This is a genomic window from Lentzea jiangxiensis (assembly GCF_900104175.1).
Taxonomy (GTDB): domain Bacteria; phylum Actinomycetota; class Actinomycetes; order Mycobacteriales; family Pseudonocardiaceae; genus Lentzea; species Lentzea jiangxiensis.
The window spans coordinates 157028-183227 of record NZ_FNIX01000001.1 but is presented as its reverse complement, the minus strand read 5'-3'; the positions used below and the strand labels follow the sequence as shown (position 1 = coordinate 183227).

28 protein-coding genes, 3 tRNA genes and 1 pseudogene are annotated in these 26200 nt (G+C 68.6%); 13 read left to right on the top strand and 19 right to left on the bottom strand.

Annotated elements, in window-relative coordinates:
• Positions 1 to 66: 66 nt before the first annotated feature.
• From BLQ91_RS01005 to BLQ91_RS00990, 4 genes are all read right to left on the bottom strand, one after another.
• Positions 67 to 139 (bottom strand) — tRNA-Met (locus BLQ91_RS01005).
• 43 nt (positions 140 to 182) lie between these two features.
• Positions 183 to 258 (bottom strand) — tRNA-Thr (locus tag BLQ91_RS01000).
• Between the two features lie 74 nt (positions 259 to 332).
• Positions 333 to 2939, bottom strand: a complete 2607-nt coding sequence (locus tag BLQ91_RS00995; protein WP_090094673.1) for a putative bifunctional diguanylate cyclase/phosphodiesterase — start codon at positions 2937 to 2939, stop codon at positions 333 to 335.
• A gap of 160 nt (positions 2940 to 3099) precedes the next feature.
• Positions 3100 to 3852, bottom strand: coding sequence for a PhzF family phenazine biosynthesis protein (locus BLQ91_RS00990; RefSeq protein ID WP_090094672.1), 753 nt, complete (start codon positions 3850 to 3852; stop codon positions 3100 to 3102).
• Positions 3853 to 3882: 30 nt separating this feature from the next.
• Between BLQ91_RS00990 and BLQ91_RS00985 the strand changes: the two genes are divergently transcribed.
• Positions 3883 to 4701 (top strand): GNAT family N-acetyltransferase, encoded by an 819-nt coding sequence (locus BLQ91_RS00985; protein ID WP_176959519.1) that lies wholly within the window; start codon positions 3883 to 3885, stop codon positions 4699 to 4701.
• A gap of 139 nt (positions 4702 to 4840) precedes the next feature.
• Positions 4841 to 5050 (top strand): hypothetical protein, encoded by a 210-nt coding sequence (locus BLQ91_RS00980; RefSeq protein ID WP_245732927.1) that lies wholly within the window; start codon positions 4841 to 4843, stop codon positions 5048 to 5050.
• Between the two features lie 110 nt (positions 5051 to 5160).
• Here the strand turns inward: BLQ91_RS00980 and BLQ91_RS00975 are convergent, their stop codons facing one another.
• From BLQ91_RS00975 to BLQ91_RS00965, 3 genes are all read right to left on the bottom strand, one after another.
• On the bottom strand, positions 5161 to 5586 hold the full coding sequence (locus BLQ91_RS00975) for a carboxymuconolactone decarboxylase family protein (protein ID WP_090094669.1): 426 nt from the start codon (positions 5584 to 5586) through the stop codon (positions 5161 to 5163).
• Positions 5587 to 5671: 85 nt separating this feature from the next.
• A complete protein-coding gene (locus BLQ91_RS00970) occupies positions 5672 to 6406 on the bottom strand; it encodes an SDR family NAD(P)-dependent oxidoreductase (protein ID WP_090094668.1) in 735 nt (244 codons plus the stop codon).
• Positions 6403 to 7227, bottom strand: a complete 825-nt coding sequence (locus BLQ91_RS00965) for an NAD(P)-dependent oxidoreductase (RefSeq protein ID WP_245732926.1) — start codon at positions 7225 to 7227, stop codon at positions 6403 to 6405. Before BLQ91_RS00965 ends, BLQ91_RS00970 begins: the two co-directional genes overlap by 4 nt.
• An 82-nt stretch (positions 7228 to 7309) precedes the next feature.
• On the opposite strand from BLQ91_RS00965, the gene BLQ91_RS00960 reads away from it, so the two are divergent.
• On the top strand, positions 7310 to 7663 hold the full coding sequence (locus tag BLQ91_RS00960) for a winged helix-turn-helix transcriptional regulator (protein ID WP_090094667.1): 354 nt from the start codon (positions 7310 to 7312) through the stop codon (positions 7661 to 7663).
• Between the two features lie 107 nt (positions 7664 to 7770).
• Here BLQ91_RS00960 and BLQ91_RS00955 read toward each other — a convergent pair whose 3' ends face one another.
• From BLQ91_RS00955 to BLQ91_RS00940, 4 genes are all read right to left on the bottom strand, one after another.
• Positions 7771 to 8448, bottom strand: coding sequence for a protein phosphatase 2C domain-containing protein (locus tag BLQ91_RS00955; protein ID WP_090094666.1), 678 nt, complete (start codon positions 8446 to 8448; stop codon positions 7771 to 7773).
• A 155-nt stretch (positions 8449 to 8603) separates the two neighbouring features.
• Positions 8604 to 8861: a hypothetical protein gene (locus BLQ91_RS41970; protein ID WP_090094665.1), complete on the bottom strand. Its 258-nt coding sequence runs from the start codon at positions 8859 to 8861 to the stop codon at positions 8604 to 8606.
• A gap of 54 nt (positions 8862 to 8915) precedes the next feature.
• Positions 8916 to 9704: an SDR family oxidoreductase gene (locus tag BLQ91_RS00945; RefSeq protein WP_090094664.1), complete on the bottom strand. Its 789-nt coding sequence runs from the start codon at positions 9702 to 9704 to the stop codon at positions 8916 to 8918.
• Positions 9705 to 9741: 37 nt separating this feature from the next.
• Complete coding sequence (locus BLQ91_RS00940) at positions 9742 to 10104, bottom strand: nuclear transport factor 2 family protein (protein WP_090094663.1); 363 nt, start codon at positions 10102 to 10104, stop codon at positions 9742 to 9744.
• Positions 10105 to 10182: 78 nt separating this feature from the next.
• On the opposite strand from BLQ91_RS00940, the gene BLQ91_RS00935 reads away from it, so the two are divergent.
• On the top strand, positions 10183 to 10977 hold the full coding sequence (locus tag BLQ91_RS00935) for a MerR family transcriptional regulator (protein ID WP_090094662.1): 795 nt from the start codon (positions 10183 to 10185) through the stop codon (positions 10975 to 10977).
• A gap of 96 nt (positions 10978 to 11073) precedes the next feature.
• On the opposite strand, the gene BLQ91_RS00930 is transcribed toward BLQ91_RS00935, so the two are convergent.
• Positions 11074 to 11154 (bottom strand) — tRNA-Tyr (locus tag BLQ91_RS00930).
• 119 nt (positions 11155 to 11273) lie between these two features.
• On the opposite strand from BLQ91_RS00930, the gene BLQ91_RS00925 reads away from it, so the two are divergent.
• Together BLQ91_RS00925 and rfbA are read left to right on the top strand one after the other, a co-directional pair.
• Entirely contained in the window at positions 11274 to 11765 is a 492-nt protein-coding gene (locus BLQ91_RS00925; protein ID WP_090094661.1) for a YajQ family cyclic di-GMP-binding protein, read from the top strand.
• Positions 11762 to 12634 carry a glucose-1-phosphate thymidylyltransferase RfbA gene (gene rfbA, locus BLQ91_RS00920; RefSeq protein WP_090094660.1) on the top strand — a complete coding sequence of 291 codons (873 nt, stop codon included), beginning with the start codon at positions 11762 to 11764 and terminating at the stop codon, positions 12632 to 12634. Before BLQ91_RS00925 ends, rfbA begins: the two co-directional genes overlap by 4 nt.
• On the opposite strand, the gene htpX is transcribed toward rfbA, so the two are convergent.
• Genes htpX through BLQ91_RS00900 form a run of 4 tightly spaced genes read right to left on the bottom strand, consistent with a single transcriptional unit; the run spans position 12631 to position 14893 of the window.
• Positions 12631 to 13491, bottom strand: coding sequence for a zinc metalloprotease HtpX (gene htpX, locus BLQ91_RS00915; RefSeq protein WP_090094659.1), 861 nt, complete (start codon positions 13489 to 13491; stop codon positions 12631 to 12633). The genes rfbA and htpX overlap by 4 nt on opposite strands.
• A gap of 18 nt (positions 13492 to 13509) precedes the next feature.
• Positions 13510 to 13962 (bottom strand): 4Fe-4S binding protein, encoded by a 453-nt coding sequence (locus BLQ91_RS00910; RefSeq protein ID WP_090094658.1) that lies wholly within the window; start codon positions 13960 to 13962, stop codon positions 13510 to 13512.
• Complete coding sequence (locus BLQ91_RS00905; protein WP_090094657.1) at positions 13959 to 14486, bottom strand: NADH-quinone oxidoreductase subunit C; 528 nt, start codon at positions 14484 to 14486, stop codon at positions 13959 to 13961. The genes BLQ91_RS00910 and BLQ91_RS00905 overlap by 4 nt, the downstream gene beginning before the upstream one ends.
• Entirely contained in the window at positions 14483 to 14893 is a 411-nt protein-coding gene (locus BLQ91_RS00900; RefSeq protein WP_090094656.1) for an NADH-quinone oxidoreductase subunit B, read from the bottom strand. Before BLQ91_RS00900 ends, BLQ91_RS00905 begins: the two co-directional genes overlap by 4 nt.
• A gap of 225 nt (positions 14894 to 15118) precedes the next feature.
• Between BLQ91_RS00900 and BLQ91_RS00895 the strand changes: the two genes are divergently transcribed.
• Positions 15119 to 16150: a LysR family transcriptional regulator gene (locus tag BLQ91_RS00895; RefSeq protein ID WP_090094655.1), complete on the top strand. Its 1032-nt coding sequence runs from the start codon at positions 15119 to 15121 to the stop codon at positions 16148 to 16150.
• Between the two features lie 251 nt (positions 16151 to 16401).
• On the opposite strand, the gene BLQ91_RS40970 is transcribed toward BLQ91_RS00895, so the two are convergent.
• Positions 16402 to 16551 carry a hypothetical protein gene (locus BLQ91_RS40970; protein WP_176959518.1) on the bottom strand — a complete coding sequence of 50 codons (150 nt, stop codon included), beginning with the start codon at positions 16549 to 16551 and terminating at the stop codon, positions 16402 to 16404.
• 151 nt (positions 16552 to 16702) lie between these two features.
• Positions 16703 to 17053 (bottom strand): annotated as a pseudogene (locus BLQ91_RS43700) (transglycosylase SLT domain-containing protein); the annotation flags it as partial.
• A 1090-nt stretch (positions 17054 to 18143) separates the two neighbouring features.
• Here BLQ91_RS43700 and BLQ91_RS00885 point away from each other — a divergent pair.
• Complete coding sequence (locus BLQ91_RS00885; protein ID WP_245732922.1) at positions 18144 to 18959, top strand: GNAT family N-acetyltransferase; 816 nt, start codon at positions 18144 to 18146, stop codon at positions 18957 to 18959.
• A gap of 836 nt (positions 18960 to 19795) precedes the next feature.
• On the top strand, positions 19796 to 20161 hold the full coding sequence (locus BLQ91_RS00880) for a helix-turn-helix domain-containing protein (RefSeq protein ID WP_090094654.1): 366 nt from the start codon (positions 19796 to 19798) through the stop codon (positions 20159 to 20161).
• Between the two features lie 771 nt (positions 20162 to 20932).
• Here the strand turns inward: BLQ91_RS00880 and ddaH are convergent.
• The gene (gene ddaH, locus BLQ91_RS00875) at positions 20933 to 21817 is read right to left on the bottom strand and encodes a dimethylargininase (RefSeq protein WP_090094653.1); all 885 of its coding nucleotides are present in this window, start codon (positions 21815 to 21817) and stop codon (positions 20933 to 20935) included.
• Positions 21818 to 21892: 75 nt separating this feature from the next.
• Here ddaH and BLQ91_RS00870 point away from each other — a divergent pair, with 75 nt between their 5' ends.
• The 4 genes from BLQ91_RS00870 (at position 21893) to BLQ91_RS00855 (ending at position 26179) form a co-directional block, all read left to right on the top strand.
• A complete protein-coding gene (locus tag BLQ91_RS00870) occupies positions 21893 to 22333 on the top strand; it encodes an Lrp/AsnC family transcriptional regulator (protein WP_090095897.1) in 441 nt (146 codons plus the stop codon).
• A gap of 9 nt (positions 22334 to 22342) precedes the next feature.
• A complete protein-coding gene (locus BLQ91_RS00865) occupies positions 22343 to 23083 on the top strand; it encodes an enoyl-CoA hydratase (RefSeq protein ID WP_090094652.1) in 741 nt (246 codons plus the stop codon).
• 211 nt (positions 23084 to 23294) lie between these two features.
• The gene (locus BLQ91_RS00860; RefSeq protein WP_090094651.1) at positions 23295 to 25133 is read left to right on the top strand and encodes a 2-oxoacid:acceptor oxidoreductase subunit alpha; all 1839 of its coding nucleotides are present in this window, start codon (positions 23295 to 23297) and stop codon (positions 25131 to 25133) included.
• Positions 25130 to 26179 carry a 2-oxoacid:ferredoxin oxidoreductase subunit beta gene (locus tag BLQ91_RS00855; protein ID WP_090094650.1) on the top strand — a complete coding sequence of 350 codons (1050 nt, stop codon included), beginning with the start codon at positions 25130 to 25132 and terminating at the stop codon, positions 26177 to 26179. The genes BLQ91_RS00860 and BLQ91_RS00855 overlap by 4 nt, the downstream gene beginning before the upstream one ends.
• Positions 26180 to 26200 lie beyond the last annotated feature (21 nt).

The following is a 26200-nucleotide window of genomic DNA, read 5'->3' as shown; positions in this document are numbered from 1 at the left end:
GCCCCCAAAATCATGGCGGAGTGAGGACGGCTGGCGCTCTCCGCCAGCACACCTCACCCACTCACGTAGCGGTGGCCGGACTTGAACCGGCGACACAGCGATTATGAGCCGCTTGCTCTACCAACTGAGCTACACCGCTTTACACAACTGAAGCCGCAGCGCACTGCACTGCGGCCGAGTCGTGGAGCCCCTTTACGGAATCGAACCGTAGACCTTCTCCTTACCATGGAGACGCTCTGCCGACTGAGCTAAAGGGGCTTGCTCTTTCGTTCTTGCCGAGCGAGGAGAACTCTACAACACGCGTCCACCGAGAACGAAATCCGGGGGTGCCTTTAGTGCACCAGCGTGAGCACCGTCTCATCCCGAGCACCCCTGACCTGGACCGTTCGCGCCCGCAGCCAGGCCTCGAAGCGGTCCTCGGACAGCGGCCGGGAGATCAGGTACCCCTGCGCGACATCGCAGCCCATGCCGACCAACTGGTCGCGAGCGGCGTCGTCTTCCACGCCCTCGGCCACCACGACCAAACCGAGCGAGTGGCCGAGCTCCACGATCGACCGGACCACGGCCATGTCGCCGAGGTCCGTGCCCATCCCGAGCACGAACGACTTGTCGATCTTCACCTCGTCGACCGGCAGCTGCCTCAGGTACGCCAGGGACGAGTAGCCGGTGCCGAAGTCGTCGACGGCCAGCACGACGCCGATCGCGTGCAGGCGCCGCAGCACCGGCAGGGCGCGTTCGGGATCGGCCATGACGCCCGACTCGGTGAGCTCGAAGGTCAGCAGTCCCGACGGCACGTCGTGGCGACGCAGAGCGGCCTCGACGCGGTTCGGGAAGTCCTCGTCGCCCAGCGTGCGGACCGAGAGGTTGACCGCGATGGACATGCGCAGGCCGCGGTCGAGCCAGCGGCGCACGCGTTCCAGCGCCCGGTCCATCACGAAGTCGGTCAGCACGTCCACGAGCCCGGTGGCCTCGACGGCCGGCACGAACTCGTCCGGGTCGACGCGGCCGAACTCCGGGTGCGTCCAGCGCACCAGGGCCTCCGCGCCCACGACCTGACGTGACGGCAGGGCGACCTTCGGCTGGTAGTGCACCGAGATCTGGCCGGTCTCGACGGCCTGGCGGAACTGCGTGACGAGCTGGAAGCGGCGCAGGAACAGGTGGCCCATCGACGGCGCGTAGGCCTTCACCGGCGTGCCCTCGGACGTTGCGCGCACGGCGACGTCCGCGCGCTGCAGCAACACGTCGGGGTCCGGGTCCTCGGTCTCGGAGTCCGCCTTCGACGCGTAGCCGACGACCGCGGAGGCCTCGACGGTGAGCCGGTCGACCGGGTACGGCACGGACAGCCCGGCGCGCAGGCGTTCGGCGGTCTCGCGGACCGTGGCGGCGCGGTCGTCGTCGAGGTAGGCGGCGAACGCGCCACCCTCCAGGCGGGCGAGCGGCACGTCGGCGCCGAGGGCGTCGCGCAGCCGGCGTCCTGCCGCGACCACCATCCGGTTGCCCCAGGCCTGGCCCAGCGCGTCGGACACGGTCGAGAGGATGTCGAGGTCTATGCGCAGCACCACTCCGCCGCGCGACTCGCGCAACGGCTCGGCGCAGGCCTCGCGGAAGCCCGGCCGGTTCAGCAGGCCGGTCAGCGGGTCGTGGTAGGCGTCGTGGCGCAGCCTGGCGAGCAGGCGGCGGTTGTCGACGGCCGTCGCGAGGTGCGAGGCCAGGGTCCGCAGCAGCTGGATGTCCGCCTTGCCGAACCCGCGCCAGCGGGACAGCCGGTCGTGGGCCTCGACGGCGCCGAGCAGCTGGGTGGCGCCGCGCAACGGGACGACGAGCGCCTCCTGGGCGTCGCGGCGCAGCAGGGCCTCGGTGATGTCCTCGGTCGCGTCGGCCACGCGGTAGTAGCGGACGTGCGTGCCGGGCAGCTGGAGAACGGGGTCCTCGCGCACGGCACGGGGGTCCGTCGCCGTCATCTCCTCCGGCAGCGGTTCGCCGGCGACGAGGGTGATCATGGCTTCCTGCGGGTCGGTGCGCAGGCGCAGCACGACCCTGTTGGCGTTGAGCTGCTCGCGGATGCGTTCCGCGATGAGCTGCCACTCGTCCTCTTCGACGCCCGTCGTGAGGTCGTCGTCGGGCTGGCGGGGGCCGGTGCCGTGCTGTCCCGACCTCGCGACGCGCAGGCTGACCTCGCTCAACGCCTCCAGGTCGCGCTGCTCGCGCAGGAGCCCGGAGTAGGCGAGGTAGGTGGCCACGATGCCCGCGAGCACCAGGAAGATGAGGACGCCGCCCCACTCGGTGGTGGAGACGATCTGGAAGCCGACGAGGCCGGCCGAGGTGTTCAGCAGCGCCACGACGAGCGTCTGCAGCACGAGACGGACGCTGTTGCCCACGCGCATCGACTTGCCCATGAGGCGCAACGCGCAGAGGCCGAGCACGCTCGCGAGGAGCGGCACGGTGATCGTGCCGACGAAGGCGCCCGCCCAGAACGGGCCACCGGCGCCGATCATCCGGTTCACCGCCTCTGCGGCCGCGAAGGCCACGGAGATCTCCATGAACATCAGGCCCGCGTTGTAGACGGCGCGGTCGAGGATCCGCCTGCCGAGCAACGTGCCCACGCCCGCGACCACGTGCGCGGCGAGCACTATCTCGAACGGGGCGACGAGCAGGCCCAGGACCAGCGGGATCTCGGTGAAGGAGATCGTCCACGCGACGCCGCTGCGGACGTCGACGTTGATCGCGAGCTGTTCCGCCAGCAGGAAGCCGACGACGAGCAGGGGGCCGATCCAGAAGAGGGAGGTGTTCTCCTTCTCCGGGAGCCACGCCGCGACCATGCCCGCGCAGACGACGCCGGCCACCAGGAGGGTGACGGCGAACGCGCTGAACGCGCGGTTGGTCGACTTGGCCGACCAGGCGGCCGAGTTCGACACGGGGGCCGACGCTCGGTCGGACATCCAGCCTCCTCGTCGGCCTGGTTGTGGGGGAACCTCTGGGCGTGACTGAGGGGTCCCGCACTTCGCGATCAGGACCCCTCCAGGGGCACCAATGTACCCCTCTCGGGGTACGAAATGGCAGGTCGAGCACGTTTGGTGACATCGATTCACCCAGACGTGATTAGACGTTCAGGCGTCCCCGGAGCACCGTCACGGCCTGCCCCGCGAGCAGCACGCGATCTTGGCCGAGGGTCGCCCTGACGAAGCCCCCGCGCGGCGACGCCTGCTCTGCGAGCAGGTCAGCGCGCTGGAGCCGAGGCACCCAATAGGACGCAAGCGTGCAGTGGGCCGAACCGGTGACGGGGTCCTCCGGTACGCCGACGGCCGGGTAGAAGCACCGGCTGACGATGTCCGCCTCCCCGTCGCCGACGGCCGTCACGATCACTCCGCGTGACTGGATTTGTGCCAGTCCTTGGACGTCGGGTCGCACGGAGCGGACTTCCGCGGCGCTCTCCAGCTCCACCAGGAAGTCGAAGCGCCCGCGCGCCACGGACTTGATCGTCGCATGTGGCAGCGCTTCCGCTAGACCGATTGGCGGGTCAGTCAACTCTGGGGGGTCCGCCGGGAAGTCCATCCGCACCCATCCATCGTCGTTTGCGCATGTGAGCACCCCGCTACGCGTGGTGAACTCCTGGTCCCCGCCCAGCACGTACGCGGTGGCGAGCGTGGCGTGCCCGCAGAGGTCCACCTCGACCTCCGGCGTGAACCAGCGGAGGTGGTTGTCCGGGGTGACGAACGCGGTCTCGGCGTGCTTCATCTCGGCGGCGACCCGCTGCATCCAGGCGTCGTCGCGCGGCTCGGTCAGGAGGACGACCCCGGCGGGGTTGCCCGCGAAGGGCCTGCTGGTGAACGAATCCACGACGAAGATCTCCACACGGCCGACCCTGCCATGCTCAGATGGGGCGTGACCGAGATCTTCTCCTTCACCGAAACCGGTCCGGACTCCTTGGCGGCGACGTGGGGACCGTTGCGCACGCACAGGCTGACCTGGCAGCCGGGCTGCGACCTGCCCGCGTTGCTCGACGAGTGGGAGGCCCGGCTGACGGGCCTCGACGACCCCGACACCGCCGCGCTCGTGACGGTGCCGAGCCACGAGGTCGCCGCCGCCCCGTCCCTGGTCCGCCACGGCTTCGCCCCGCTCACCGTGATCGCCGAGCGCCGCGCGGGGACGCCGGTGCCGCCGCGGCCGGCCGAGGTGCGCCTGCGGCCGGCGACGAGGGCCGACCTGGACGTGGCGGTCGAGCTGAACCTGCACACGGTCCGGTACGACTCCGCGTTCGGCATGGTGACCGAACGCGCGAACACCGCGGAGCACCTGAGGACCGCGCTCGCCGATGTGCTCGACCGCGACCACGAGGCGATGTGGCTCGCGCTCCACGGCGACACGCCCGTCGGCATGCTCTACGTCGACATGCCGGAGCACGCGGGGTGGATGGAGCGGTTCGCCTCCGCACGGCCGTTCGCGTACTTGGCGCACCTGGGTGTTCGGCCGGACGCACGGGGCACAGGTGCCGGGAGTGTCCTAACGGCACACGCGCACGACGTCCTCGACCGCGCCGGAGTGGCGTCGACCCTGCTCCACCACGCCCTGCCGAACCCGTGCTCGACGCCGTTCTGGTACTCGCACGGCTACCGCCCCCGGTGGACGGTGTGGGTCCGCCGCCCCGCGCTGCGCTCGTCCCCCGGCGTGTCTGCGCTCCTCGAACGGCCTAATGAGACATGATCCAGCCGTTCGCACAAGGGAAGAAGCCGACGAACCCGTACTTGTGGAACGAATCCGGCCTCTAATTCGACAAAGAGGTAAGCGATTCGGACACCACTCCTGGGGGGCCGAGATGGAACTCAGCGGAAGAGCGAGGGCGATGCTGCGGGCTGTCGCCGCAGGACGTGCCGAGGTGACAGGCGGCGTAGAGCCCGAGCTCTACGTCGACGGACTCCCCTGCTGCGACCAGATGGCGACGCACGACCTCGTGCACGCGGGACTGCTGCGACCGTCGCGGCCGACGAGCTTCGGCCTGCGCGTCGGTGCGGAACTGACCGACGACGGCCGGGCGGCACTCGCCGCCAGGTGACCGGCGCGCCGATCACCTGATGATCGAACATTTGTTCGACATGAGGTATGCTGCGCGCTGAGGCCGGCACGCAAGAGAGAGGAAGCTCTTGCGCGCCGGCCTCGCTTTTCTCAGGCGACCTTCTGCCCGGTTGCGACGTTCATCCGGTTCCAGAAGTTGATGGCGCCGATCGCGATCACGAGACCCGCGAGTTGTTCGTCGGAGTAGTGCTTCGCCGCCTCGTCCCAGACGTCGTCGCTCACGTGCACGCGCGTGATCTGCTCCGCGAGAGCGAATCCGGCCTTCTCGGCGTCGGTGTAGTACGGCACGTCCCGCCACCCCGCGACGGCGTAGACCTTCTCGTCCGCCACGTTCGCCTTGCGCAGCAGCTTGGTGTGGTAGTCGATGCACGTGCCGCAGCCGTTCATGATGCTGACGCGCAGGCAGATCAGCTCCACGTAGTTCCCGTCGAGACCCGTGGCGGCCGCGGCCTCGGACAGGTCCAGCAGTGCCTTCATCGCGCCGGGCACGGACATGATCGGGTTGGCGATCCTCATCCTCGTTCTCCCTGTCGTCTCTTCGTCTTCCACCCTCTCGACCCGGCGGGCGACGGAGGTGTGACAGGTTCTCCGGAAAATCTTCCTACGCGCTGACCCCCTGGCCGAGACCGCCGTCGACCGCGAGCTCGGCACCGGTCGTGAAGGTGGCCTCGAAGGCGAGGAACAGCACGGCGCTCGCCACCTCGTCCATCGTGCCGTGGCGCTTGAGCGGCGTGATGCGGTCGCCCTCCTCCTTGAACTGCTCGAGCACCTCCCGCGGCACACCCGAGACGCCCATCGACGGCGTGTCGATGAAACCGGGGCTGACGACGTTGACCCGGACGTTCCGCGGCGCCAGCTCGGCCGCGAGCCCTCGCGCGAACGCCCGCACCGCCGCCTTCGCCCCCGCGTAGACGCTCAGGCCCGGCGAGCCGAGAACCGTGGCGACGCTCGTCGTGAACACGATCGAGCCGCCCTCCTTGACCAGCGGCGCCAGGTGCTGGGCGGTGAAGAACGCGCCCTTGGTGTTCACGTCGAACGTGCGGTCGTAGTCGGCCTCGCTCGCCTGGTCGAACGGCGTCAGGGTGGAGAAGCCGACGTTGACGAACAGCAGGTCGATGTCCTGGAACCGGTGCGCCACCTCGGACCTGAGCCTGGCGATGTCGCCGAGGTCCGTCGCGTCGGAGGCGACCGCGTGGGCCTTGAGCCCCTCGGCCCGCTCCGCGGTGCGGCCGGTCAGCACGACGTCGACGCCGTTCTCGACGAGCATCTCCACGGTCGCACGGCCCATGCCGTGCGTGCCGCCCGTCACGACGGCCTTCTTGCCCAGGTACTTCACTTCCGGATCTCCTCGATGACACTCGCGATGCTGTGTGCGCCGTGGCCGTTGCGCTGGGCGCGTTCGAACAGGTCGTGCAGGGCCTGCGGGAGGGTGGTGTCGAGCCCCTGCTCCCGGCCGGCCTCGGTGAGCATCCGCAGCCCGGCCACGTTGATGTCCAGTGCGGACACCTCGGTCTCGTACTGCCTGCTCTGCGTCTCCTCGCCCATCTCGGGCAGGAGGGTGGTCATCTCGTTCAGCCAGCTCACGGCCATCGGCGTGAACCTCTCGGGCGCGATGCCCGCGCTGCCCATCAACGCGACCGCCTGCAGGTAGCCGCCGAACGCGGCCCACATGAGTCCGAGGAGCGCCAGGTCGTACAGCGCGGCCAGTCCGGCGTCCTCCCCCACGTGCACCGGCTCGCCGAACGCGTCGAGCACGTAGTGGTTCTCGTTGCCGCTGAACAGGATCCGCGCCTGCGGCGTGCCGATCTGCTGCGGCACCGCCATGATCACGCCGTCCACGTACTCGACGCCGTTGGACTCGGCCCACTGAGCGGTGTTCCTGGCCTGCTCCGGCGTGCCGGACGTCAGGTTGACGAGCGTCTTGATGTCGTTGGTGAGCAACGGTTGCTGAGCTTCGTACGTGGACAGGCACGTGATGACGACGTCGCTCTTGAACGCCTCTTCCGGCGTGCTGACACGCGTGGTGTTCGGAGGCGTCGGCTTGTCCTCGGACCGGTTCCACACGGTCACCTCGTAGCCCTTGTCGACGAGGGCTCTGGCGAGCGCGCCACCCATCCGTCCCAGGCCGAGCACGCTCACGGTCTTCTTGGTCCCCATGCCGGAAATGCTCGTTCCGGCACTGACTTCTCGACAAGTACCTACTATTTTGTCAGGTACTCACCTTTTGGTAAGGATCCTGATGAAGCCACGAAGTTACGCCTGCGGACTCGACGCGGCGATCGACGTCATCGGCGGCCGCTGGAAGGCCCTGATCCTCTGGGCGCTGCACCACGGCCCGATGCGCACGGGCGAGCTGCGGCGGTCCGTGTCCGGTATCAGCGAGAAGATGCTCATCCAGGTGCTGCGCGAGATGGAGGCGGACGAGATCGTGCACCGCGAGGTGTTCCACGAGGTCCCGCCGCGCGTCGAGTACTCGCTGACGTCACTCGGCGTGCGGCTGAACGAGGCCTTGCTGCCGTTGGGCGACTGGGGCGAGGAGAACATGCGGGCGATCGCGCGCCGTCGTGGGGTGGAGCCGGCGCCTCGGCACTAAGCCTTGCGCGGCAGTGGTTCCGCCCACTCCGGGATCTCCCCCTCGGCGTCGGCGAGCCGCATCCGGACGGGCCTGGGCTACCGACCGCCGGGCCGCGCCGCGGAGGGTCACCGGTCGAAGTACACGACAGTGGCGTCGTCGGAGATCTTCTCGCGCGGCCATTCCACGGCCTTCGCGTCTTCCTTTTCGACAGCGCGCATTTTGCGGATGAGGTCGTCCGGCCCGTTGGCCGCCATCAACTCGAGCGCCTGACGCCAGTCGAAGAGGTTGAACAGGTCCACGGCCCGCGCCGCCCCGTCGGACAGGATCGCGACCCTCCGCACGTCCCGCAGCGGCACCTCACCCGTGAGCGCGTGCTCGACGTCGGCGACCCGGGGACCGGCCGTGCGCCGGGACCGCGTGTCGCTCACCACGAGCAGCTCGCGCTGGCCGTCGACCACCACCGTGGCGTCGCCGAGCACCAGGTACCGCAGCACGTCGTCCTTGATCCGCACCACCGCGATCGCCACGCTCGGCGAGTCCGGGTGCTCGAGGTCGCACGTGCCGGAGTGCAGCTCAGCGGCCTGCCGGACGGCCTCGGTGAGCGCCGCGGACGGGTCGAGGTGGGCGAAGCGCAGGATCTCCGCGGAGAGCTGGTCGGCGAACCAGCCGACGCCGTGCTCGCAGCCGGTCTCCGGCTTGGCCGTCACGCCGTCGAGCACGGCGAGCAGGTTCGGCCCGACGAGCGCCCGGTCCTCGCTCGGCGCGGTCGTCCGTCCCGCCTCCGTTGCCATCTGCGTGCGCACAGCGTCCCCCTCTGCAACAACAGCCGATGTACGACGATGGGCCTCTGACCTTGTCGGTCAGAGGCCCATCGGTTGCCCTGGTCCTGCGGAGCCTACCGGCACGGTTCCGCGATCCGGTCCCGAACCGGCACTTGATCACGGGTCACGCGCCCGGCTCAGCGCCTCACCGGGAAACACGCCCCAGTTGACGGCGCGGCCATGCCGCTCGAGCCGCGATGGCGTCCTGCGAGCTCACGGCATGAGGAACCACGACCGGGGACGGGCTCGCGCATCTCGACGATGTTGTCCGCGCGGTAGGCGTCGGGGGGCCGCAGGCTGGTCAGCACCTCGACGACGGGAGCGAGCTCCGGGTCGAAGGGTGGTGGCGGCCCGACCGACTGGGCGGAGGACCGGTCCGCGACTTGCGTGGTCATGTGTTCTCCATGCTGGTTGCTCGTGAGTGGCTCCGCCCGGAACCGGCTCCTGGCTCAGACGGTCGGAACGGTCCCGCCGTCGATCACGTACTCGGCGCCCACGATGGCCGAGGCGCGGTCCGAGACCAGGAACCCGACCAGGTCCGCGATCTCCTCGGTCTTCGCGAACCGCCCCAGGGGCACGCCTCCCAGGGAGTCGTAGATGGTCTGCTTGGCCGCCTCACGCGTGAGTCCGTTGCCCTCGGCGATCCGGTCCACGAACCTCTCGTAGGCCTCGGTCTCGATCCCGCCGGGGCTGATCGCGTTGACCCGCACGCCGCGCGGCGCGAGCTCGTTGGCGAGTCCCTTGCTGTACGTGCGCAGAGCGGCCTTCGCTGCCGCGTAGGCCAGGGACGCGTCGTACTGGGGCAGTTCACGCTGGATGGAGGTGAAGTGCAGCACCACGCCCGCCCCGGACTCGACCATCGCCGGGAGAAGAGCGCGGTCGAGCCGCACCGCTCCGAGGAAGTTGAGGTTCAGCTCCGTGAGCCACTGGTCGTCGGTGATGACCGCGAACCCACCGGCAGGCGTCGACGCACCCCCGACGACGTGCACCAGGATGTCCAGTGCGCCGCCGGCCTCAGCGATCCGAGCGGCCACCGCGCCGGTGCCTTCGACCGTCATCAGGTCCGCTTCGATGAACCGGTCCGGGTGCTCGTACCCGTCGGGCATCGTTCGCGCCGTCACGTAGACGTCGGCGCCCATCTCCCGCAGCCTCTTCGCGACGGCTTCGCCCGAGCCCTTCGAACCGCCCGTGACCAGTGCCCGGCGACCGTCGAGACGATCGCGGTGTGAACTAGACATTTGTTTCTCCACTGAGGATCGGTGTGGCACGGTTCGGTCAGGCCGTGTGGTTGGCGATGACGAGTTCGGCGACGAGGTCGTCCCGCAGCGCGAACCGGTAGTCGAGCTCGGCGACTCCACCCGGGAAGGTGCCCTCCAGCCGCACGGTCACCACCCAGTGGGCGTCGTCGACGCGGCGGGCACCGATCTGCTCGGTCGTGTACTCGAACTCGGACCCGGCGTCCCGCAGGAACGCGCGGACCTCCTCCTGGCCGCGGAAGGTCTCGTCCTGGTCGACGACCACCACGTCCTCGGTGAGGAACGACGAGGCGGTGTCGGCGTCGTGGACGACGTGGGCGGCGACGAACTCGCGCACGGTGGCCGGGAGCAGATCGGACGGGAGGTCGGTGTGCTGTGTCATGAGCCCACCGTGCGGCCTCACGGCGCGGGAGGGTCAAGCCGTGGACTCTCCCCCTGGGAGAGAGTCCACAATGAACGGATGTTGACCATCGGGGAGTTCTCGCGCCTGACCCACCTGAGCGTGCGGACCCTGCGTCGGTACCACGAGGCGGCCCTGCTGGAACCCGCCGTGGTGGACGAGAGCTCCGGTTACCGCTACTACGGCGTCGACCAGATCCCGACCGCGCAGGTGATCCACCGGCTCCGCGAGCTCGACGTCCCGCTCGCCGACGTGCAGCGAATCCTGCGGACCCCCGACCCCGACGTCCGGGCGAGCCTGGTCGCGGACCACCTGCAACGCCTCGAAGACGTGCTCGACCGCACGCGGGCCGCGGTCGTGTCGTTGCGGCGCCTGCTCCGGCCCGACCCCGCGCCGATCGACGTCGAGCTGCGCGCGGAGCCGGCCCGGACCGTCGCGGCGGTGGAGGCCGTGGTCGCAAGCCACGACATCACGACCTGGTACGCGGGCGCGATGGCCGAGTTGGAGGCGGCCGTCGGCACCGCCGTGACCGGACCACCGGGCGGCAACTACGACAACGCCCTCTTCGAACAGGAGCGCGGTCACGCGCTCGTCTACCTGCCGACCGCTACGCCACCTCGCACCGGACGCGTGCACCCCGCGACTCTTCCGGCCGCGGAACTGGCCGTCACCACCCACGTCGGCGAGCACGACGGCATCGAGGTCACGTACGGCGCACTGGGGACCTGGGTGGTGGAGAACGCGATGTCGGTGGCCGGGCCGGTGCGGGAGGTCTACGTCGTCGGCCCTCGTGACTCGAGCGATCCCGCCGAGTGGCGCACCGAGATCGGCTGGCCGGTCTTCCGCGTGACGTGAGCGGTCAATGCGGAGTCGGAGAACGCCGGAATCGACCGCACACGACAGAAAGGTCCCTGTGACTCAGCTCGCGCTGGTCACAGGGACCTTTTGCTGTGGCGGGTAGAGGATTCGAACCTCTGTAGCTTTCGCGACGGATTTACAGTCCGCTCCCATTGGCCGCTCGGGCAACCCGCCCCACACCGTCGTAACGGTGCGGGCAGAACAATACATAACCCCTTCGGGAGGCCCCAAATCGGGGTACCCCAGTAGCATCGACGCTGGCTGTGACCCCGAGATCGTGGAGGAGTGAAGTCGTGGCGGACCCGTCGTTCGACGTGGTGAGCAAGGTGGACCGGCAGGAGGTCGACAACGCGCTCAACCAGGCGGCCAAGGAGCTGAGCACCCGCTTCGACTTCCGCGGGACCGGCACCACAGTGGCCTGGGCCGGCGAGGAGGCGATCACCTTCACCTCGGAGACCGAGGAGCGCTGCAAGGCGGCGATCGACGTCTTCCAGGAGAAGCTGGTCAAGCGCAACATCTCGATGAAGGCGTTCGAGGTGGGCGAGCCTGCTGTGACCGGAAAGGTGTTCAAGGTCACGGGGAACCTCGTGCAGGGCATCACTTCCGAGAAGGCCAAGGAGATCGCCAAGAAGATCCGCGAGGAGGCGCCCAAGGGCGTCCAGGCGCAGATCCAGGGCGACCAGCTGCGGGTGTCGGGCAAGAAGAAGGACCACCTGCAGGAGGTCATCGCGCTGCTCAAGGGCTCCGACTTCGGCATCGCCCTCCAGTTCACCAACTACCGGTGAAGGGAATCGTCCTCGCCGGTGGCAGCGGGACGCGCCTGCACCCGATCACGCAGGCCGTCTCCAAGCAGCTGCTGCCGGTGTACGACAAGCCGATGATCTACTACCCGCTGTCGGTGCTCATGCTGGCCGGCATCCGGGAAGTGCTGATCATCTCCACGCCGGTCGACTTACCGCTGTTCCGGCGGTTGCTCGGCGACGGGTCGCAGTGGGGCATGTCGTTCGAGTACGCGGAGCAGGCCGCGCCGAACGGGCTCGCGGAGGCGTTCGTCATCGGCGCCGGCTTCGTCGGGGACGACGACGTGGCGCTGGTGCTGGGCGACAACATCTTCTACGGCCAGGGCTTCTCCACGACGCTGCAGCACCACGCGTCCACTTTGGACGGGTGCGTGCTGTTCGGGTACCAGGTGAAGGACCCCGAGCGGTACGGCGTGGGCGAGGTCGACGCGACCGGGAAGCTGCTGTCCATCGAGGAGAAGCCGAAGCAGCCGAAGTCGAACCGGGCGATCACCGGGCTCTACTTCTACGACAACGGCGTCGTGGACATCGCGCGCGGCCTCAAGCCTTCGCCGCGCGGCGAGCTGGAGATCACCGACGTCAACCTCGCGTACCTGCGCGAGGGTCGTGCGCACCTGGTCGACCTCAGCCGCGGCTTCGCGTGGCTCGACACCGGCACGCACGACTCGATGCTCGAGGCCGCGCAGTTCGTGCAGGTGCTGGAGCACCGGACCGGAGTGCGCATCGCGTGTCCCGAGGAGATCGCACTGCGCATGGGCTTCATCTCCGCGCAGGAGTGCTACGCGCTCGGCGCGAAGCTCGGCAAGTCCGGGTACGGCGAGTACCTCATGGCCGTGGCGCAGGCGGTCCGCTAGCGCCGGGCCATCTCCTCGAGCCTGCGGATGCGGTCGGCGATCGGCGGGTGGGTCGAGAACCACTTCGCGAACTGCTCCCCGGAGCGGAACGGGTTCGCGATCATCAGGTGGCTCTGCGACACCACCTCCGGCTCCGGTGCGAGCGGCGCCGCCCGCGTCCCCTGCTCGATCTTGCGCAGCGCCGAGGCCAGCGCCAGCGGGTCGCCGGTGAGCTCGGCGCCGGCCTGGTCGGCCTGGAACTCGCGGGAACGGCTCACGGCCAGGCGCACGACGGTGGCCGCGACCGGGCCGAGCAACGCGATCAGCAGCAGGCCGAGCGGGCCGGGGCCCTCGTCGTCGTCGCTGCCGCCGAAGATCCCGGCGAACAGGGCCAGGTTCGCGAGCATCGTGATCACGCCGGCCAGCGCGCCGGCCACGCAGCTGATCAGGATGTCGCGGTTGTAGACGTGCGCGAGCTCGTGGCCGAGCACGGCGCGCAGTTCGCGTTCGTCGAGCAGGTCGAGAATGCCCGTGGTGCAGCACACGGCGGCGTTGCGCGGGTTGCGGCCCGTCGCGAACGCGTTGGGGGCCACCGTCGGGCTCAGGTACAGCCTGGGCATGGGCTGGCGGGCTTTCTGCGACAGTTCCCGCACGATCGCGAAGAGCACGGGCTGCTCCACCTGCGACACGGGCCGCGCCCGCATCGCCCGCAGCGCGAGCTTGTCCGAGTTGAAGTACGCGTAGGCGTTCACGCCCAAGGCCAGCACCAGGCCGATGACCAGTGCCGTTCGCCCGAACAAGCTGCTGACCAGCACGATCAGCGCGCTCATCCCGCCGAGCAGCACGGCCGTCTTCAACCCGTTGAAGTGCTTGTGCACGGTTGCGCCTCCGGGTCCTTACGTCCTACCTCTCAACGAACCAGGCCGCCTGCCAGTTCCTGTCGCCGTCTCCGGCGCGGCTTCCGCGGCCGCGTCGAGCGGTGGTGGCGGCGGCACCTTCTCGACCCACGTGGCGAGCACGTCCCGTTCGTGGACCAGTTCCGCCACGGCACCGTCGCCCTCGACCGAGCCGGTTCCCGGGTAGCCGAACTCCGGCGCCCAGTGCAGGGCGTCGAACGGGCAGACCTCGACGCAGATGCCGCAGTAGAGACATTGGCCGTAGTCGATCGCGAACCGGTCGAGGACGTTGCGGCTGCGCGGGCGGGCGCTGCCGGGCTGCTGCTCGACCTCGGTGTGGCTGGTGATGTGGATGCACCAGTCAGGACATTCGCGCGCGCAGATCATGCAGACCGTGCAGTTGGCCTCCAGCAGCGCGATGACGCCTCTCGTGCGCGGTGGAAGGTTCGTCACGACTGCTCCTCTTCACGGCGCGGGCCCCATGACGGGTCCGGCACTCCTGGCGGTGCGGTGCGGCGGCGGCTCGGCGCGCTGGTGGTGTCCTCGCCCGGCTCCAGGCGGCCGGGCCACGGGCGCACGACGCGGGAGGCGAGCACGAAGTCCTTGCGCAGCGGGTGGCCCTGGAAGCTGTCCGGCAGCAGCAGGTGCTCGGGCGCGCCGCCGACGGTGATGCCGAACATCTCGGCGGCCTCGCGCTCGTGCCAGTGCGCGCCCTTCCAGAGGTGGGCGACGCTCGGCAGCGCCTCGCCGGGGCCGATCTCGGTGCGCAGCATCACGCCCTCGCGCGTTCGCGGGTCGATCACGTGCAGGAACACGGCGTGACGCTGGCCGACGGCACCGGGACGGCCCGCGTCCTCGACGCCGAGCCAGTCGAACATCACGAAGCCCTCGGCGTGGTGCGCCGCGGCTGTCGCGCTCCAGCCGGCGAGCTCCACGTGGTGGATCGTCTGGCCGAAAGCGGTCTTCGGGGTGGTCATGCGTTCACCAGCCGGTGCAGCGCCTTGAGGCCTTCGAGCAGCGCTTCGGGGCGCGGCGGGCAGCCGGGAACGGCGACGTGGACGGGGAGGGCCTGGTCGATGCCCTTGGTGACGCTGTAGGAATCCCAGTACGGGCCGCCCGTGTTGCTGCAGGCGCCCACGGAGATGACGTAACGGGGTTCGGGCATGGCCTCGAAACTGCGGAGGACAGCGGGCAACATGACGTCGGTGACGGTGCCGGAGACGACGAGGACGTGCGCCTCGCCCGCGCCGTCCACCGGCGTGACACCGAGGTCGGGAAGGCGGTCGAGAGCCGCCATCACTTCGACCCCGCAGCAGGCGAGTCCGAGTTCGAGAACGGTGACCTGGTAGGTGGTGCCCCAGTCCAGGCGAGCGGAAGCCGTCACAACGGCTGAGAGTAGTACTTGGGGGCCCGCCGGCTCGCGCCTGGCGGACCCCCACCCCCCAATGATTCCCCCCGGAATCGGCTCCCACGCGTGGTCGCCGCGGATAGTTTTGTACACCGCGCGATAAGTGTCCAGGGATTTGCCGACAGGATCTGCAGAATATTTGTCGGCGAAATGCGGTCAAGTTCAGTTCAACTGATCGACAGAACACCAGAGAGGGTCTCGATGTCCGGCTCGTCCCAGTTGGTGCTCCCCACAAGTACCACGCTGCACCGCCTGTTGAACATGCCCGGAGCCCTGCTGGACACCACGATGGACCAGCTCAGGACACTGCTGACGGTGCACGAGACCCGTTCGGCGCTGCGGGCGGCGCGGGCGCTGGGACGCGAGCAGTCGAGCGTGCAGAAGCAGCTCGACACGTTGAACAGGAACTTCCTGGAACTGTGCGGCGAAGCGCTCGTGGTGAAGCAGGGACGCGGAAAGGACGTGCTGTTCACGCCGACCGGTGAGTCGCTCGTCGAATTGGCGCGGGACACGCTCGCGGAGTGGCTCGACGGAATTCACGAGTGCCGCCGCAAGCTCGGCACGACCGTCACCGTGGGAACCACGCGGTACATGCTCGACACGCTCGCGAAGGCGTGGCACCACGTCGAGGACGAGTTCCAGGAGCGCGACGTCGACCTCAAGGTCGTGCACATCCGCACCAAGGACATCTGGACCAAGCTGGAGACGCAGGAGGTCGACCTCGTGTGCGGCAGCGTCGTCACGAGGGCCGGGGCGGGTTGGGAGCGCCCCGAGTTCGAGGTGATCGAGTGGCGCCGGGGTGGGCTCGCGCTGCTGACGAACCTGCCGGAGACCGTCGTCGGGGACAAGGTGCGCGTGCCGGCGCTGCGGTCGGTGCCGCTGGTCGTGCCCGGCGCCGGGCTGATCGCCGAGTTCCTGCGCGGCTGGTTCGGCCCCGACTACCGGCAGGGCCTCGACATCGCCGCCGAGATCGACGAGATCCAGTACGGCATCTCCCTGCTGCGCTCCAACCTGGTCAAGGGCGCGATGATCGTGACGTCCGGCCTGGGGGTGGTGGCGGCGAACAACGAACTGCGCGAGGGCAGCGGTCTGCGCGTGGTGCAGCTCGCCGACGACTCGCTCGAACGGCTGGTCGGCGTGTTCGCCCGCACCGACGCACTCGCCAAGCACCCCGCGGACCACCCGTTGAAGCTGCTGTGGACCGCGTTCGAACGGGAGGCTCCGGCCGTGTGAGCGATCGGTGCGGCCACCGGCTCTCTCTTGAGCCCTCCCGGGCCTCCCGACCCGGTTCCCCGCGCCTCGGCCGTCCTGAGTGGATCTCAGGGCCCGGAAACGCCACCGGGAGTGGCTCTGCCTCGCGGTCTGAGGTCTCGAACGGGCTAACCGACGTCACCCTCAGGAACACCGGCCCCACCGAGGCGTTTGTTGCCCCGAGAACGCGGAAGCGCCCCGGTCGTGACCGGGGCGCTTCCGCTGCGTGCTGCCTACTTCTTCGCGGGTGTCATGGCGTCGTGCTCAGGCCTGCGTTGCTCGACTTGGGGACGGTGCTGCGCTTGAGCCATCTTGGCCAGCCAGCCCGTCGCCTCCGAGCGGATCTTCTCCAGCTCGTTCTCGCGTGCCTGTTGCTCGTTCATCGGCCACTCCCTGCGTTCGGGGATCGCGTTCGATGGGAGCACTACCGGGCGTGCGCCCGCTAGGGCCGCCATTCTTGTGGGTGAACCTGATTGACAGCATTGCCCGTCGATACGTCCCACGCACCCCGACACGGCGCGTCGTGCAGCTCCCTCAGTACCCCAGGTACCCGCCACCCAGGTTCATGGAGACCAGACCGGGGTGGTTGTGGAAGCCGCCGTAGCGCGCGTAGGTGTAGCGAACGCCCGCGATGATGTTGTCCACCGGCGCCAGGATGTTGTCGTATCCGGGCAGCTTGTAGGCGCGGAACGTCGGGTCGATGCACTGCATCAGGCCCTTCGACGGCGTGCCGCGCATCGCGTTGGAGTCCCAGTTGTTCACGGCGTTGGGGTTGCCGTTCGACTCCTTCATGATGATCGTGTAGATCTCGTCCATGGAGCCGTTGTCGATGTTGGTGCCGTTGGCCTGCAGGACCTTGATGGCTTCCTTGATCCAGCCCTCGACCTCGCGCTGCTTCGCGGGCTTGCGCATCTCGACCTGACGCTCGGCCTCGGCCTTGGCGGCCGCTTCGCGCTGGGCGTGCGCGTCGGCGGCGACCTTGGTGGCCTGCTCGAAGGTCTGCTGCGCGTACATCTGCTGGAACTGCAGGAGACGACCGACCTGGTTGCCCGGGTTGACGTCGTGCACCGTCTGGATGGTCTTGACCTGCTGGTCGGGGAGAGCGCCCAGCTCGGCCGCACCCGCGGCGAGGTCGGTGGCCGTGCCGCTGGTCGCGGCGTTGGCGATGGCGGCGGTGCCGGCGGCGACACCCGCCGCGACGACGATGGCGCTCACGCGGTGGGCGAGCGGGACCTTGTCGTCCTCGACTCGGTGCGCACCGGGTTTCACTGCTGCTCTGGGCACGACCGTGTACACGGTTCGGCCATCGGCCTTGCTGTGCCGGGCCAAGGGGAAGCCTCCTGCGTCGGGGAGCTTGGCCACCGGACTCTCCTGGCGGGGGATTCCGGGCCGGACCTCGGACCCACTGACTGCGGTTCCTTGTCCTGCCGGTGACCAAACCGTTATCGGCGGGCGAGAACGTAACCTCGCGTCACGAGCACAGGCAAGCCCGAGAGCCTGCGGGGTGACTCTCGTCACGTTTCTGATCAGTTGGACCCTGCGTTGCTAACGGACAGTTAGCTAGCCGTGTGTGTCCTGCGTGAGTTCATCGTTGCCTCCCGACGAACTGGCGACGCTGTCCGTCAGTTCGGTTCGTGCCTCGCGACCTTGTCGGAATGCGCGGTGCTGACCTGCGAAGACCTGATCGCCGGCCAGCGTTCTCCGAGTCTGACGAGGGGTACGGAGGAAGCGCGCGGGCGGTTCACTTCACTTGGGGCCTCAGGTGGGTGATCACGCCGAGGGACACTCGGAGGCTGTGCTCCAAGCTCGCTGAAGGCTTCGCGTTCGCGAGGTGGTGGACGCGCGAACCGCGCCGGGCTGCTCCGCCCCGGCTGTTGTCCCAGCGGTCGCGACGCTGCCGGAGGGCCTCGAGCACCCGGTCCGAACTGTCGCCAGGACTGCCGTTGAACGCGATCGCCACATCCGGCCGGCGTGGGTGCACCTCGTTGACGACGACCCGGAAGAGCTCGACGACCCCTGCGCGGACCTCGAACGAGCCAGCCTCGCGGCCTTCGGCGGCGACGTCGCGGTCGGTTACACGAAGATCCAGCACCACCCGACCGCCTCAGAGGTCCACCGCGTCTCCCTCGACGGCGGCGTGCACCCGGCTTACCGCCGCCGAGGCATCGGCACGCGGCTCGTGCGGGCCGGGATCGACGCGGCCAAGGTGCTGCACGCCCTGCACCACCCGGCGTTGGAGCTCGCCATCGACGTCTTCCGCCCCGACCGCATCGCCGAGCTCGTGCAGGCCGTGGGGTTCAAGCCGGTCCGCCACCACCAGCGCTGGAGCACGGCCTTTCCGACGTTCCGGCTTCCGCCGATCCGCGGATCGAGCCGTGGTCGCCGAAGAACGACGAGGAGTTCCGGTCCGTGCGGAACGCGGCGTACCGGGACAACTGGGGCGCGGTGCGATGCCCGTCGAACTCTGGAAGAACAAGGTCACCAACCAGACGTTCCGGCCTCGGCAAGTTTCTTGCTGCGAGACGCCGGGACCGCGGTGGGCGTGCTGGCGACCATGGACTGGGAGGCCGACACGGAAACCACCGGCATCCACGACGCGCACTTCATGGTGATCGGAACGCTCCCTTCACACCGCGACCGCGGCGTCGCGAGCGCACTGATCGCTCATGCCCTGCACACCGTCTCCGAGCAGGGCTACGACCGCGCACTGCTGACCGTGGACTCGGCGAACGCGCACGGGCGTCCCGGATCTCCGAGAAGGCCAGGTTCACGGCGACGAAGCGGTATGTGAAGCGGGCGTTGGAGATCTGAGCCGCCAGGAGACCGGCTGGACCGCGCCCGACGAGACCGGATCCACGAAGATCCGCAGGTGAGGACACCTATGTCACCCGAACGAGCAAATCTATGGTGGCGGAGGTAGACAATCGGCGTTGGCTGTGTGTAGTCTTCTCCTCGTTGGAAGAGAGATAGATGGCACGGGAGATGACGAACTACCCGTGAGCAAGTGCAAGTCGGTCAGTCGGGCCAGAGCCGCAGTTCGAGGGCTCCGAGCCGGACGACCAAGGGCAGTCGGTGCGCAAGACCGGATGTAGTACGCAAGACCCCGGAACCGGCAGCCGTTTCATCAAGTGCAAGTTGCAGTTGTAAGCGCAAGACGCAGTTGAAGTCGAAGTGCAAGTGTAAAACGCAGTTGAAGTCGCAAGTTGTAGTTGTAAGTGCAAGACGCAGTTGAAGGTGCAAGTGCAAGACGGTCAGATGTGCCGGGGCCAATCAGTGAAAGGGGTCCTGGCAGGTGGCCGAGGGCAGTCGGTGGAAGTGAAGCCGGCACGTGCATGAGGCCCGGCGCCGACAGCCCACGTGAGAAAAAGTAGTAATCAGAGGAGAAGGGAAGGGTTGCACACCATCGGATCGCCCGTCTTCGGCTGAACTCCGCCGAGCGGGTACCGCAGTTCCATCAGATTGGTAGGTGGTCTTCGGTTACGCACACGCGATCCCCGCAACGCCCGCTTTCACAGAGGTCATGCGGACAGAGAGAGCCGATCTCACGGTCGGCTAGGTGGAAGTGAAACCCAACAACCCTGGGGCCCCGGTGCTACGCACCGGGGCCCCTCGTGATGCGGAGGCGCGATGACCCCAGACACGATCGGAACAGCGGACAACGAACCGCAGACAACAGCCGAGAAGTTCGACGACGAGCACTACCCCGCCTACACGATGGGCCGGGCCGTGGAACTGCTCAACACGTCGGCGAACTTCCTGCGCAGCCTCGACGAGGCGAAACTCATCGAGCCGCAGCGCTCAGCCGGCGGACACCGCCGGTACTCCCGCCACCAACTCCGGCTGGCCGCCCGCGTCCGTGCTCTGGTGGACCAGGGCACGGGACTGGATGCCGCTTGCCGCATCGTCACCCTGGAAGACCAGCTCGAGGAAGCTCGAGCACTCAACGCCAAGACCGCGTCCGACGAGCCGCACTTGCCGTTGCAGGGCGTGTGACCTCTTTGAGAAGCGGGACGTCGAAGCGGTGAGCGAGCGCGTCGACGTCCCGGATCCCACTGTTGTGGGACGACATCGCCCTACTGCGCGCCTCGACCATGCTTTCCGCAGTCGCCGATCGGCCACTGCGAACATCAGCCTGAGCTTTGCTCGGTCCGGTTCGTCAGGGATGAAAACGATCTGCGCTGGCGTGCTCGGCAGCACGACACGACGCATCGCATCCGAGACGAGCGTGAGCCTGCAGAACCACATCAAGAGCGACTTGTGACCAAAGTCCAGGCGACCAATGCCCCGCGGACACGACCTGTGGCGCTTGCGCTGGCATTCCGCCGGCCGGAGCCCCGAAAGAGGCCCGCACATGCACCTTCCGCCGGACTTTGACCGCTACCTGCCGGTTGAACGCATCACGTTCGAGCAAGCGCTCAAATGGCTGATCGAGTACGACGCTCCTCTACGAGTGGACGGTGAGCACGCTCTGGCAGAGTTGAGTGAGATCGAGGCGGCTCATCTTCTGCACCGCGGTCGGACCGACAAGCCGCCAGCTCAACCTGAAGGCGTTGACGCAGGTACACGAACTGAGAGAGCCCCCGGCGATGACCTCGCCGGGGGCTCTTCTTGTTCCACACATGTTCCAGGGACAGCCGCAGAAGACCGCAGTCAGCGACAGACGGTTACCTGCCGACGTTGACGTCGTTGGCAGCATCGGACCAGGTCAACCGGTAAATCAGCCCTTCACGCAGGAACAGCGGAACGGCACTGCGTGGGCGAGGTCTAGCCGCGCAGTTCCATCGTGCAGCACTTCGGGCCGCCGCCCGACTTGCGCAACTCCGAGATGTCCACGAACACGGGCTCGAACCCGCGCCGCGCCACCTGCTCCGCCAGGTGCACGGCCTCGACGGGCATGACGACGTGCTTGCCGTCGGACACCGCGTTCAGGCCCAGGCAGACGGCGTCGTCGTCGTTGGCGATCACGGCGTCCGGGAACAGGCGCTTCAGGACCTGCTGCGAGCCCGGCGAGAACGCCTCCGGGTAGTAGGCGACCAGCGGTGAGGCGGACTGGTCGTCGAGCATGAACAGGGCCACGTCGAGGTGGTAGAAGCGCGGGTCGACCAGCTGCAGCGAGACGACCGGGACGCCCAGGACCTCCTGGGCCTCGGAGTGCGCGTGCGGGTCGGTGCGGAAGCCGGTGCCAGCCAGCAGCAGGGAGCCGGTCCAGGTGAAGTCGCCCTCGGCCTCGTTGACGGCGGTGGGCATGACCACGGACTTGTAGCCCGCGCCGAGGAACCAGCGGCGGAAGTGGTCGGCTTCGGCCGAGCGCTGGGAGGCGCGGAAGCGGGAGCCGAGGACTCGGCCGTCGATCACGGTGCCGCTGTTGGCCGAGAACACCATGTCGGGCAGGCCGGGGACGGGGTCGATGACCTCGACGTCGTGGCCGAGGCGCTCGTAGGTCTCCTTCAGGGCCGTCCACTGCTCCAGGGCCAGCGTCGTGCTGGTGGGCTGGGTGGGGTCCATCCACGGGTTGATGGCGTACTCCACCGTGAAGTACGTCGGCGGGCACATCAGGTACCGACGGGTGGTCGGCACGCGCGTCGGCACGAGGGGCGTTGCGATGTCGAGCGTGATCGGCTCGCCGGGCCCGGAGATGGAGACGGTCATGGATCGAAATGTAAAGGGCCGTTGGACCATCGAACAACGCCGCGACATTGCGTTGATTAGGGCAGTATGTTGCGTGTGGACAGTATCGACCAGCGAATCATTTCGTGCCTGATGGCGAACGCGCGCTCCAGCTACGCGGAGATCGGCAAGGTGGTGGGCCTGAGTGCTCCCGCGGTCAAGCGGCGGGTGGACAAACTGCTGGACACCGGGGTTCTGCGCGGCTTCACGGCCGTGGTGGACCCGGAGGCGCTCGGGTGGGGCACCGAGGCCTTCGTCGAGGTGCACTGCAAGGGGAACGTGGCACCGCACGACATCCAGCACCGGCTGGAGCCGATGGCCGAGGTCAGAGCGGCCTACACGGTGTCGGGCGCGGCGGACGCGATCGTGCACCTGCGCGCGGCGGACATCCACCACCTCGAGACGGCGCTGGAACGGTTGCGGGCCGTCGAGATCATCGACCGGACCGTGTCCACGGTCGTGCTGTCCCGGCTCCTGGACCGGCCGCCCGCACCCTAGGGTGCGGGCATGGCTGAGGTTCTCCTGGAGCACCACGACTCCGTCGCCGTCATCACGATCAACGATCCGGACCGGCGCAACGCACTGACGATCGACCTGTCGCAGGAGCTGCACGACAAGGTCAAGCAGGCCGAGCAGGAAGCCAACGCGCTGATCGTCACGGGTGCGCCGCCCGCGTTCTGCGCCGGCGCGGACCTCACGCAGCTCGGCAACTCCAAGGACGAGGGCCTCAAGCAGATCTACCGGGGCTTCCTCGCGGTGGCCGAGGCCAGCATCCCGACGATCGCCGCGGTCAACGGCGCGGCGGTCGGCGCCGGGCTCAACCTCGCGCTGGCCGCCGACGTGCGGATCGCGGGGCCGAAGGCGCGGTTCGACGCGCGGTTCCTGCAGCTCGGCATCCACCCCGGCGGGGGCATGACCTGGATGCTGCAGAGGATCACGAACAGGCAGACCGCGACGGCCATGACGTTGTTCGGGCAGATCCTCGACGCCGACGAGGCGGTGCGCGTCGGGCTCGCCCACTCCAGGGCCGAGGACCCGCTGGCAGCGGCTCGGGAGATGGCGCGGGCCGCCGCCGACGCTCCGGCCGGACTCGTCCGGACCATCAAGGCGACGATGCGGCTGACCGATGCGATGCAGGACCACGGGCACGCCGTCGAGACGGAGCTGCGGCCACAGGTGACTTCGATCGACACTCCAGAATTCGCTGCCAGGCTTGCCGCGATGAAGGCTCGGATCAGCGGGCGCTAGGTGTTACCTTGGGTAACAGGTATCGAGGGTGACGTCTGCCGCATTCGGGTATCCGCTGGTAGTGCTGTGCTTACCGTCAAGTCGGGGACCCGGTGCGGCAGATGGGACAGTTCGTCTCGCCTAGTGGTACACGGCCCGTCTCACAGGCGGTCCTGGCGGCTACCCTCGCGGTGGGGCACAGCCACCCTTGGAGAGAGGTATCGGCGTAGGAATGAGCACTGAGACCCGCAAGCTGGATCGCGTCGTGATCCGCTTCGCCGGCGACTCCGGTGACGGTATGCAGCTCACCGGAGACCGGTTCACGTCGGAAGCGGCGGCGTTCGGCAACGACCTCGCCACGCAGCCCAACTTCCCCGCCGAGATCCGCGCACCACAGGGGACCCTGCCCGGTGTGTCGTCGTTCCAGCTGCACTTCGCCGACTACGACATCCTGACGCCCGGCGACCGTCCCGACGTCCTCGTCGCGATGAACCCGGCCGCGCTCAAGGCGAACGTGGGCGAACTGCCGGACGGCGGCATCCTCATCGTCAACACCGACGAGTTCTCGAAGCGGAACCTGACGAAGGTCGGCTACGACTCGAACCCGCTCGAGGACGACTCGCTCGAGCGGTTCCAGGTCCACAAGATCGCCATGGCGACGCTGACCATCGGCGCCCTCGAGGAGACCGGCCTCGGCAAGAAGGACGCCGAGCGCGCGAAGAACATGTTCGCGCTCGGGCTGCTCTCGTGGATGTACCACCGGCCGACCGAGGGCACGGAACGGTTCCTGCGCGAGAAGTTCGCGAAGAAGCCCGACATCGCCGAGGCCAACGTCCTCGCGTTCCGCGCCGGCTGGAACTACGGCGAGACGACCGAGGCCTTCGCCGTCACCTACGAGGTGGCGCCCGCGAAGCTCAACGTCGGCACCTACCGCCAGATCACCGGCAACACGGCGACGGCGTACGGCATCGTCGCGGCCGCGCAGCTGTCGAAGCTGCCCGTCGTGCTCGGCACGTATCCGATCACGCCGGCGTCGGACATCCTGCACGAGCTCAGCAAGCACAAGAACTTCGACATCACCACGGTGCAGGCCGAGGACGAGATCGCGGGCATCGGCATCGCCCTCGGCGCGTCCTACGGCGGCGCGCTCGGCGTGACGTCGACGTCCGGCCCCGGCATCGCGCTGAAGTCCGAGACCATCGGCCTCGCCGTGATGACCGAGCTGCCGCTGCTCGTGATCGACGTGCAGCGCGGTGGCCCGTCCACCGGTCTGCCGACGAAGACCGAGCAGGCCGACCTGCTGCAGGCGATGTTCGGCCGCAACGGCGAGTCGCCGGTGCCGGTCGTGGCGCCGCGGTCCCCCTCGGACTGCTTCGACGCCGTGGTCGACGCGTGCCGGATCGCGCTGAAGTACCGCACGCCGGTGCTGTTCCTGTCCGACGGCGCGGTGGCGAACGGCTCCGAGCCGTGGCTGATCCCGGACGTCGACTCGCTGCCCGACCTCACCGTCGAGTTCGCGACCGACCCGGAGAACTTCCAGCCGTACTCCCGCGACCCGGAGACGCTGGCCCGCCCGTGGGCCGTGCCGGGCACCCCGGGCCTGCAGCACCGCATCGGTGGCCTGGAGAAGCAGGACGTCACCGGCAACATCTCGTACGACCCCGAGAACCACGACAAGATGGTCCGCCTGCGGCAGGCCAAGATCGACGGCATCGAGGTGCCGGACGTCGAGGTCGAGGACCCGGACGGCAACGCCCGCGTGCTCGTCGTGGGCTGGGGTTCGTCGTACGGCCCGATCGGCGCGGCGGCCCGCCGGGTCCGCAAGCTGGGCCTGCCGGTCGCGCACGCGCACCTGCGGCACCTCAACCCGTTCCCGAAGAACCTGGGCGAGGTGCTCCGCAGCTACGACAAGGTGGTCGTGCCGGAAATGAACCTCGGGCAGCTGGCGTTGCTGTTGAGGGCGAAGTACCTGGTGGACGCCGTGTCGTACACGAAGGTCCAGGGCCTGCCCTTCAAGGCGGAGGAGTTGCAGGACGTGCTCGCTGACGTGATCAAGGGGGTGTCGGCGTGACCGCGATCGACCTCGGAATCCCCGGCCTGACCGGGGTGCCCACCACCGACGAGAAGCAGACGGCCAGGGACTACAAGTCCGACCAGGAAGTCCGCTGGTGCCCCGGCTGCGGCGACTACATCGTGCTCAACACCATGCAGTCGTTCCTGCCGTCGCTGGGTCTCAAGCGGGAGAACATCGTGTTCGTGTCGGGCATCGGGTGTTCGTCCCGGTTCCCGTACTACATGAACACCTACGGCATGCACTCCATCCACGGCCGTGCGCCGGCCATCGCCACGGGTCTCGCCGTGGCGCGGCCGGACCTGAGCGTGTGGGTGGTGACCGGTGACGGCGACGCGCTGTCGATCGGCGGCAACCACCTGATCCACACGTTGCGGCGCAACGTGAACCTCAAGATCCTGCTGTTCAACAACAGGATCTACGGCCTCACCAAGGGCCAGTACTCGCCCACCTCCGAGGAGGGCAAGGTCACCAAGTCGACCCCGCTCGGGTCGCTCGACCACCCGTTCAACCCGGTGTCGCTGGCGCTGGGCGCGGAGGCCTCCTTCGTCGGCCGGGCGCTCGACTCGGACAAGGCCGGTCTGACCTCGGTGCTGCGCCAGGCGGCCGAGCACCGCGGGTCGGCGCTCGTCGAGATCTACCAGAACTGCCCGATCTTCAACGACGGCGCGTTCGACGTGCTGAAGGACGCGGACGAGGCGCAGCGGCGGATCATCAACGTCGTCGACGGCGAGCCGATCCGCTTCGGCCGCGAGGGCGAGTACTGCGTGGTGCGCGAGGGCTTCGGGCTCGCGGTCGCCAAGTCCGCGGACGTGGACGCGAGCGACGTCGTGGTGCACGACGCGTCGGACCTGAACCTGTCGTTCGCGCTGTCGCGGTTGTCGACGCAGGACCTCACGCACACCGTCACCGGTGTGTTCCGGCGGGCGAACCGCACGACGTACGACGACGGGGTGCGGGCGCAGGTCGGCGAGGCCAAGGCCTTGAAGGCCGCGGATCTCGGCAAGCTGCTGCACGGCAAGGACACCTGGACCGTGGTCGGCTGACCGCGGATCGACGGAAAAGGC

Bases quoted from the DNA above. Each gene is read 5' to 3' on its own strand.
- BLQ91_RS00860 (WP_090094651.1), top strand. From the start codon at position 23,295: ATGAGCACTGAGACCCGCAAGCTGGATCGCGTCGTGATCCGCTTCGCC.
- BLQ91_RS00905 (WP_090094657.1), bottom strand. From the start codon at position 14,486: ATGACCACCCCGAAGACCGCTTTCGGCCAGACGATCCACCACGTGGAG.
- ddaH (WP_090094653.1), bottom strand. From the start codon at position 21,817: ATGACCGTCTCCATCTCCGGGCCCGGCGAGCCGATCACGCTCGACATC.
- BLQ91_RS00960 (WP_090094667.1), top strand. From the start codon at position 7,310: ATGAAGCCACGAAGTTACGCCTGCGGACTCGACGCGGCGATCGACGTC.
- BLQ91_RS00895 (WP_090094655.1), top strand. From the start codon at position 15,119: ATGTCCGGCTCGTCCCAGTTGGTGCTCCCCACAAGTACCACGCTGCAC.
- BLQ91_RS00995 (WP_090094673.1), bottom strand. From the start codon at position 2,939: ATGTCCGACCGAGCGTCGGCCCCCGTGTCGAACTCGGCCGCCTGGTCG.
- BLQ91_RS41970 (WP_090094665.1), bottom strand. From the start codon at position 8,861: ATGACCACGCAAGTCGCGGACCGGTCCTCCGCCCAGTCGGTCGGGCCG.
- BLQ91_RS00945 (WP_090094664.1), bottom strand. From the start codon at position 9,704: ATGTCTAGTTCACACCGCGATCGTCTCGACGGTCGCCGGGCACTGGTC.
- BLQ91_RS00880 (WP_090094654.1), top strand. From the start codon at position 19,796: ATGACCCCAGACACGATCGGAACAGCGGACAACGAACCGCAGACAACA.
- BLQ91_RS00940 (WP_090094663.1), bottom strand. From the start codon at position 10,104: ATGACACAGCACACCGACCTCCCGTCCGATCTGCTCCCGGCCACCGTG.
- BLQ91_RS00980 (WP_245732927.1), top strand. From the start codon at position 4,841: ATGCTGCGGGCTGTCGCCGCAGGACGTGCCGAGGTGACAGGCGGCGTA.
- BLQ91_RS00975 (WP_090094669.1), bottom strand. From the start codon at position 5,586: ATGAGGATCGCCAACCCGATCATGTCCGTGCCCGGCGCGATGAAGGCA.
- BLQ91_RS40970 (WP_176959518.1), bottom strand. From the start codon at position 16,551: ATGAACGAGCAACAGGCACGCGAGAACGAGCTGGAGAAGATCCGCTCG.
- BLQ91_RS00965 (WP_245732926.1), bottom strand. From the start codon at position 7,227: ATGGGGACCAAGAAGACCGTGAGCGTGCTCGGCCTGGGACGGATGGGT.
- BLQ91_RS00935 (WP_090094662.1), top strand. From the start codon at position 10,183: ATGTTGACCATCGGGGAGTTCTCGCGCCTGACCCACCTGAGCGTGCGG.
- BLQ91_RS00865 (WP_090094652.1), top strand. From the start codon at position 22,343: ATGGCTGAGGTTCTCCTGGAGCACCACGACTCCGTCGCCGTCATCACG.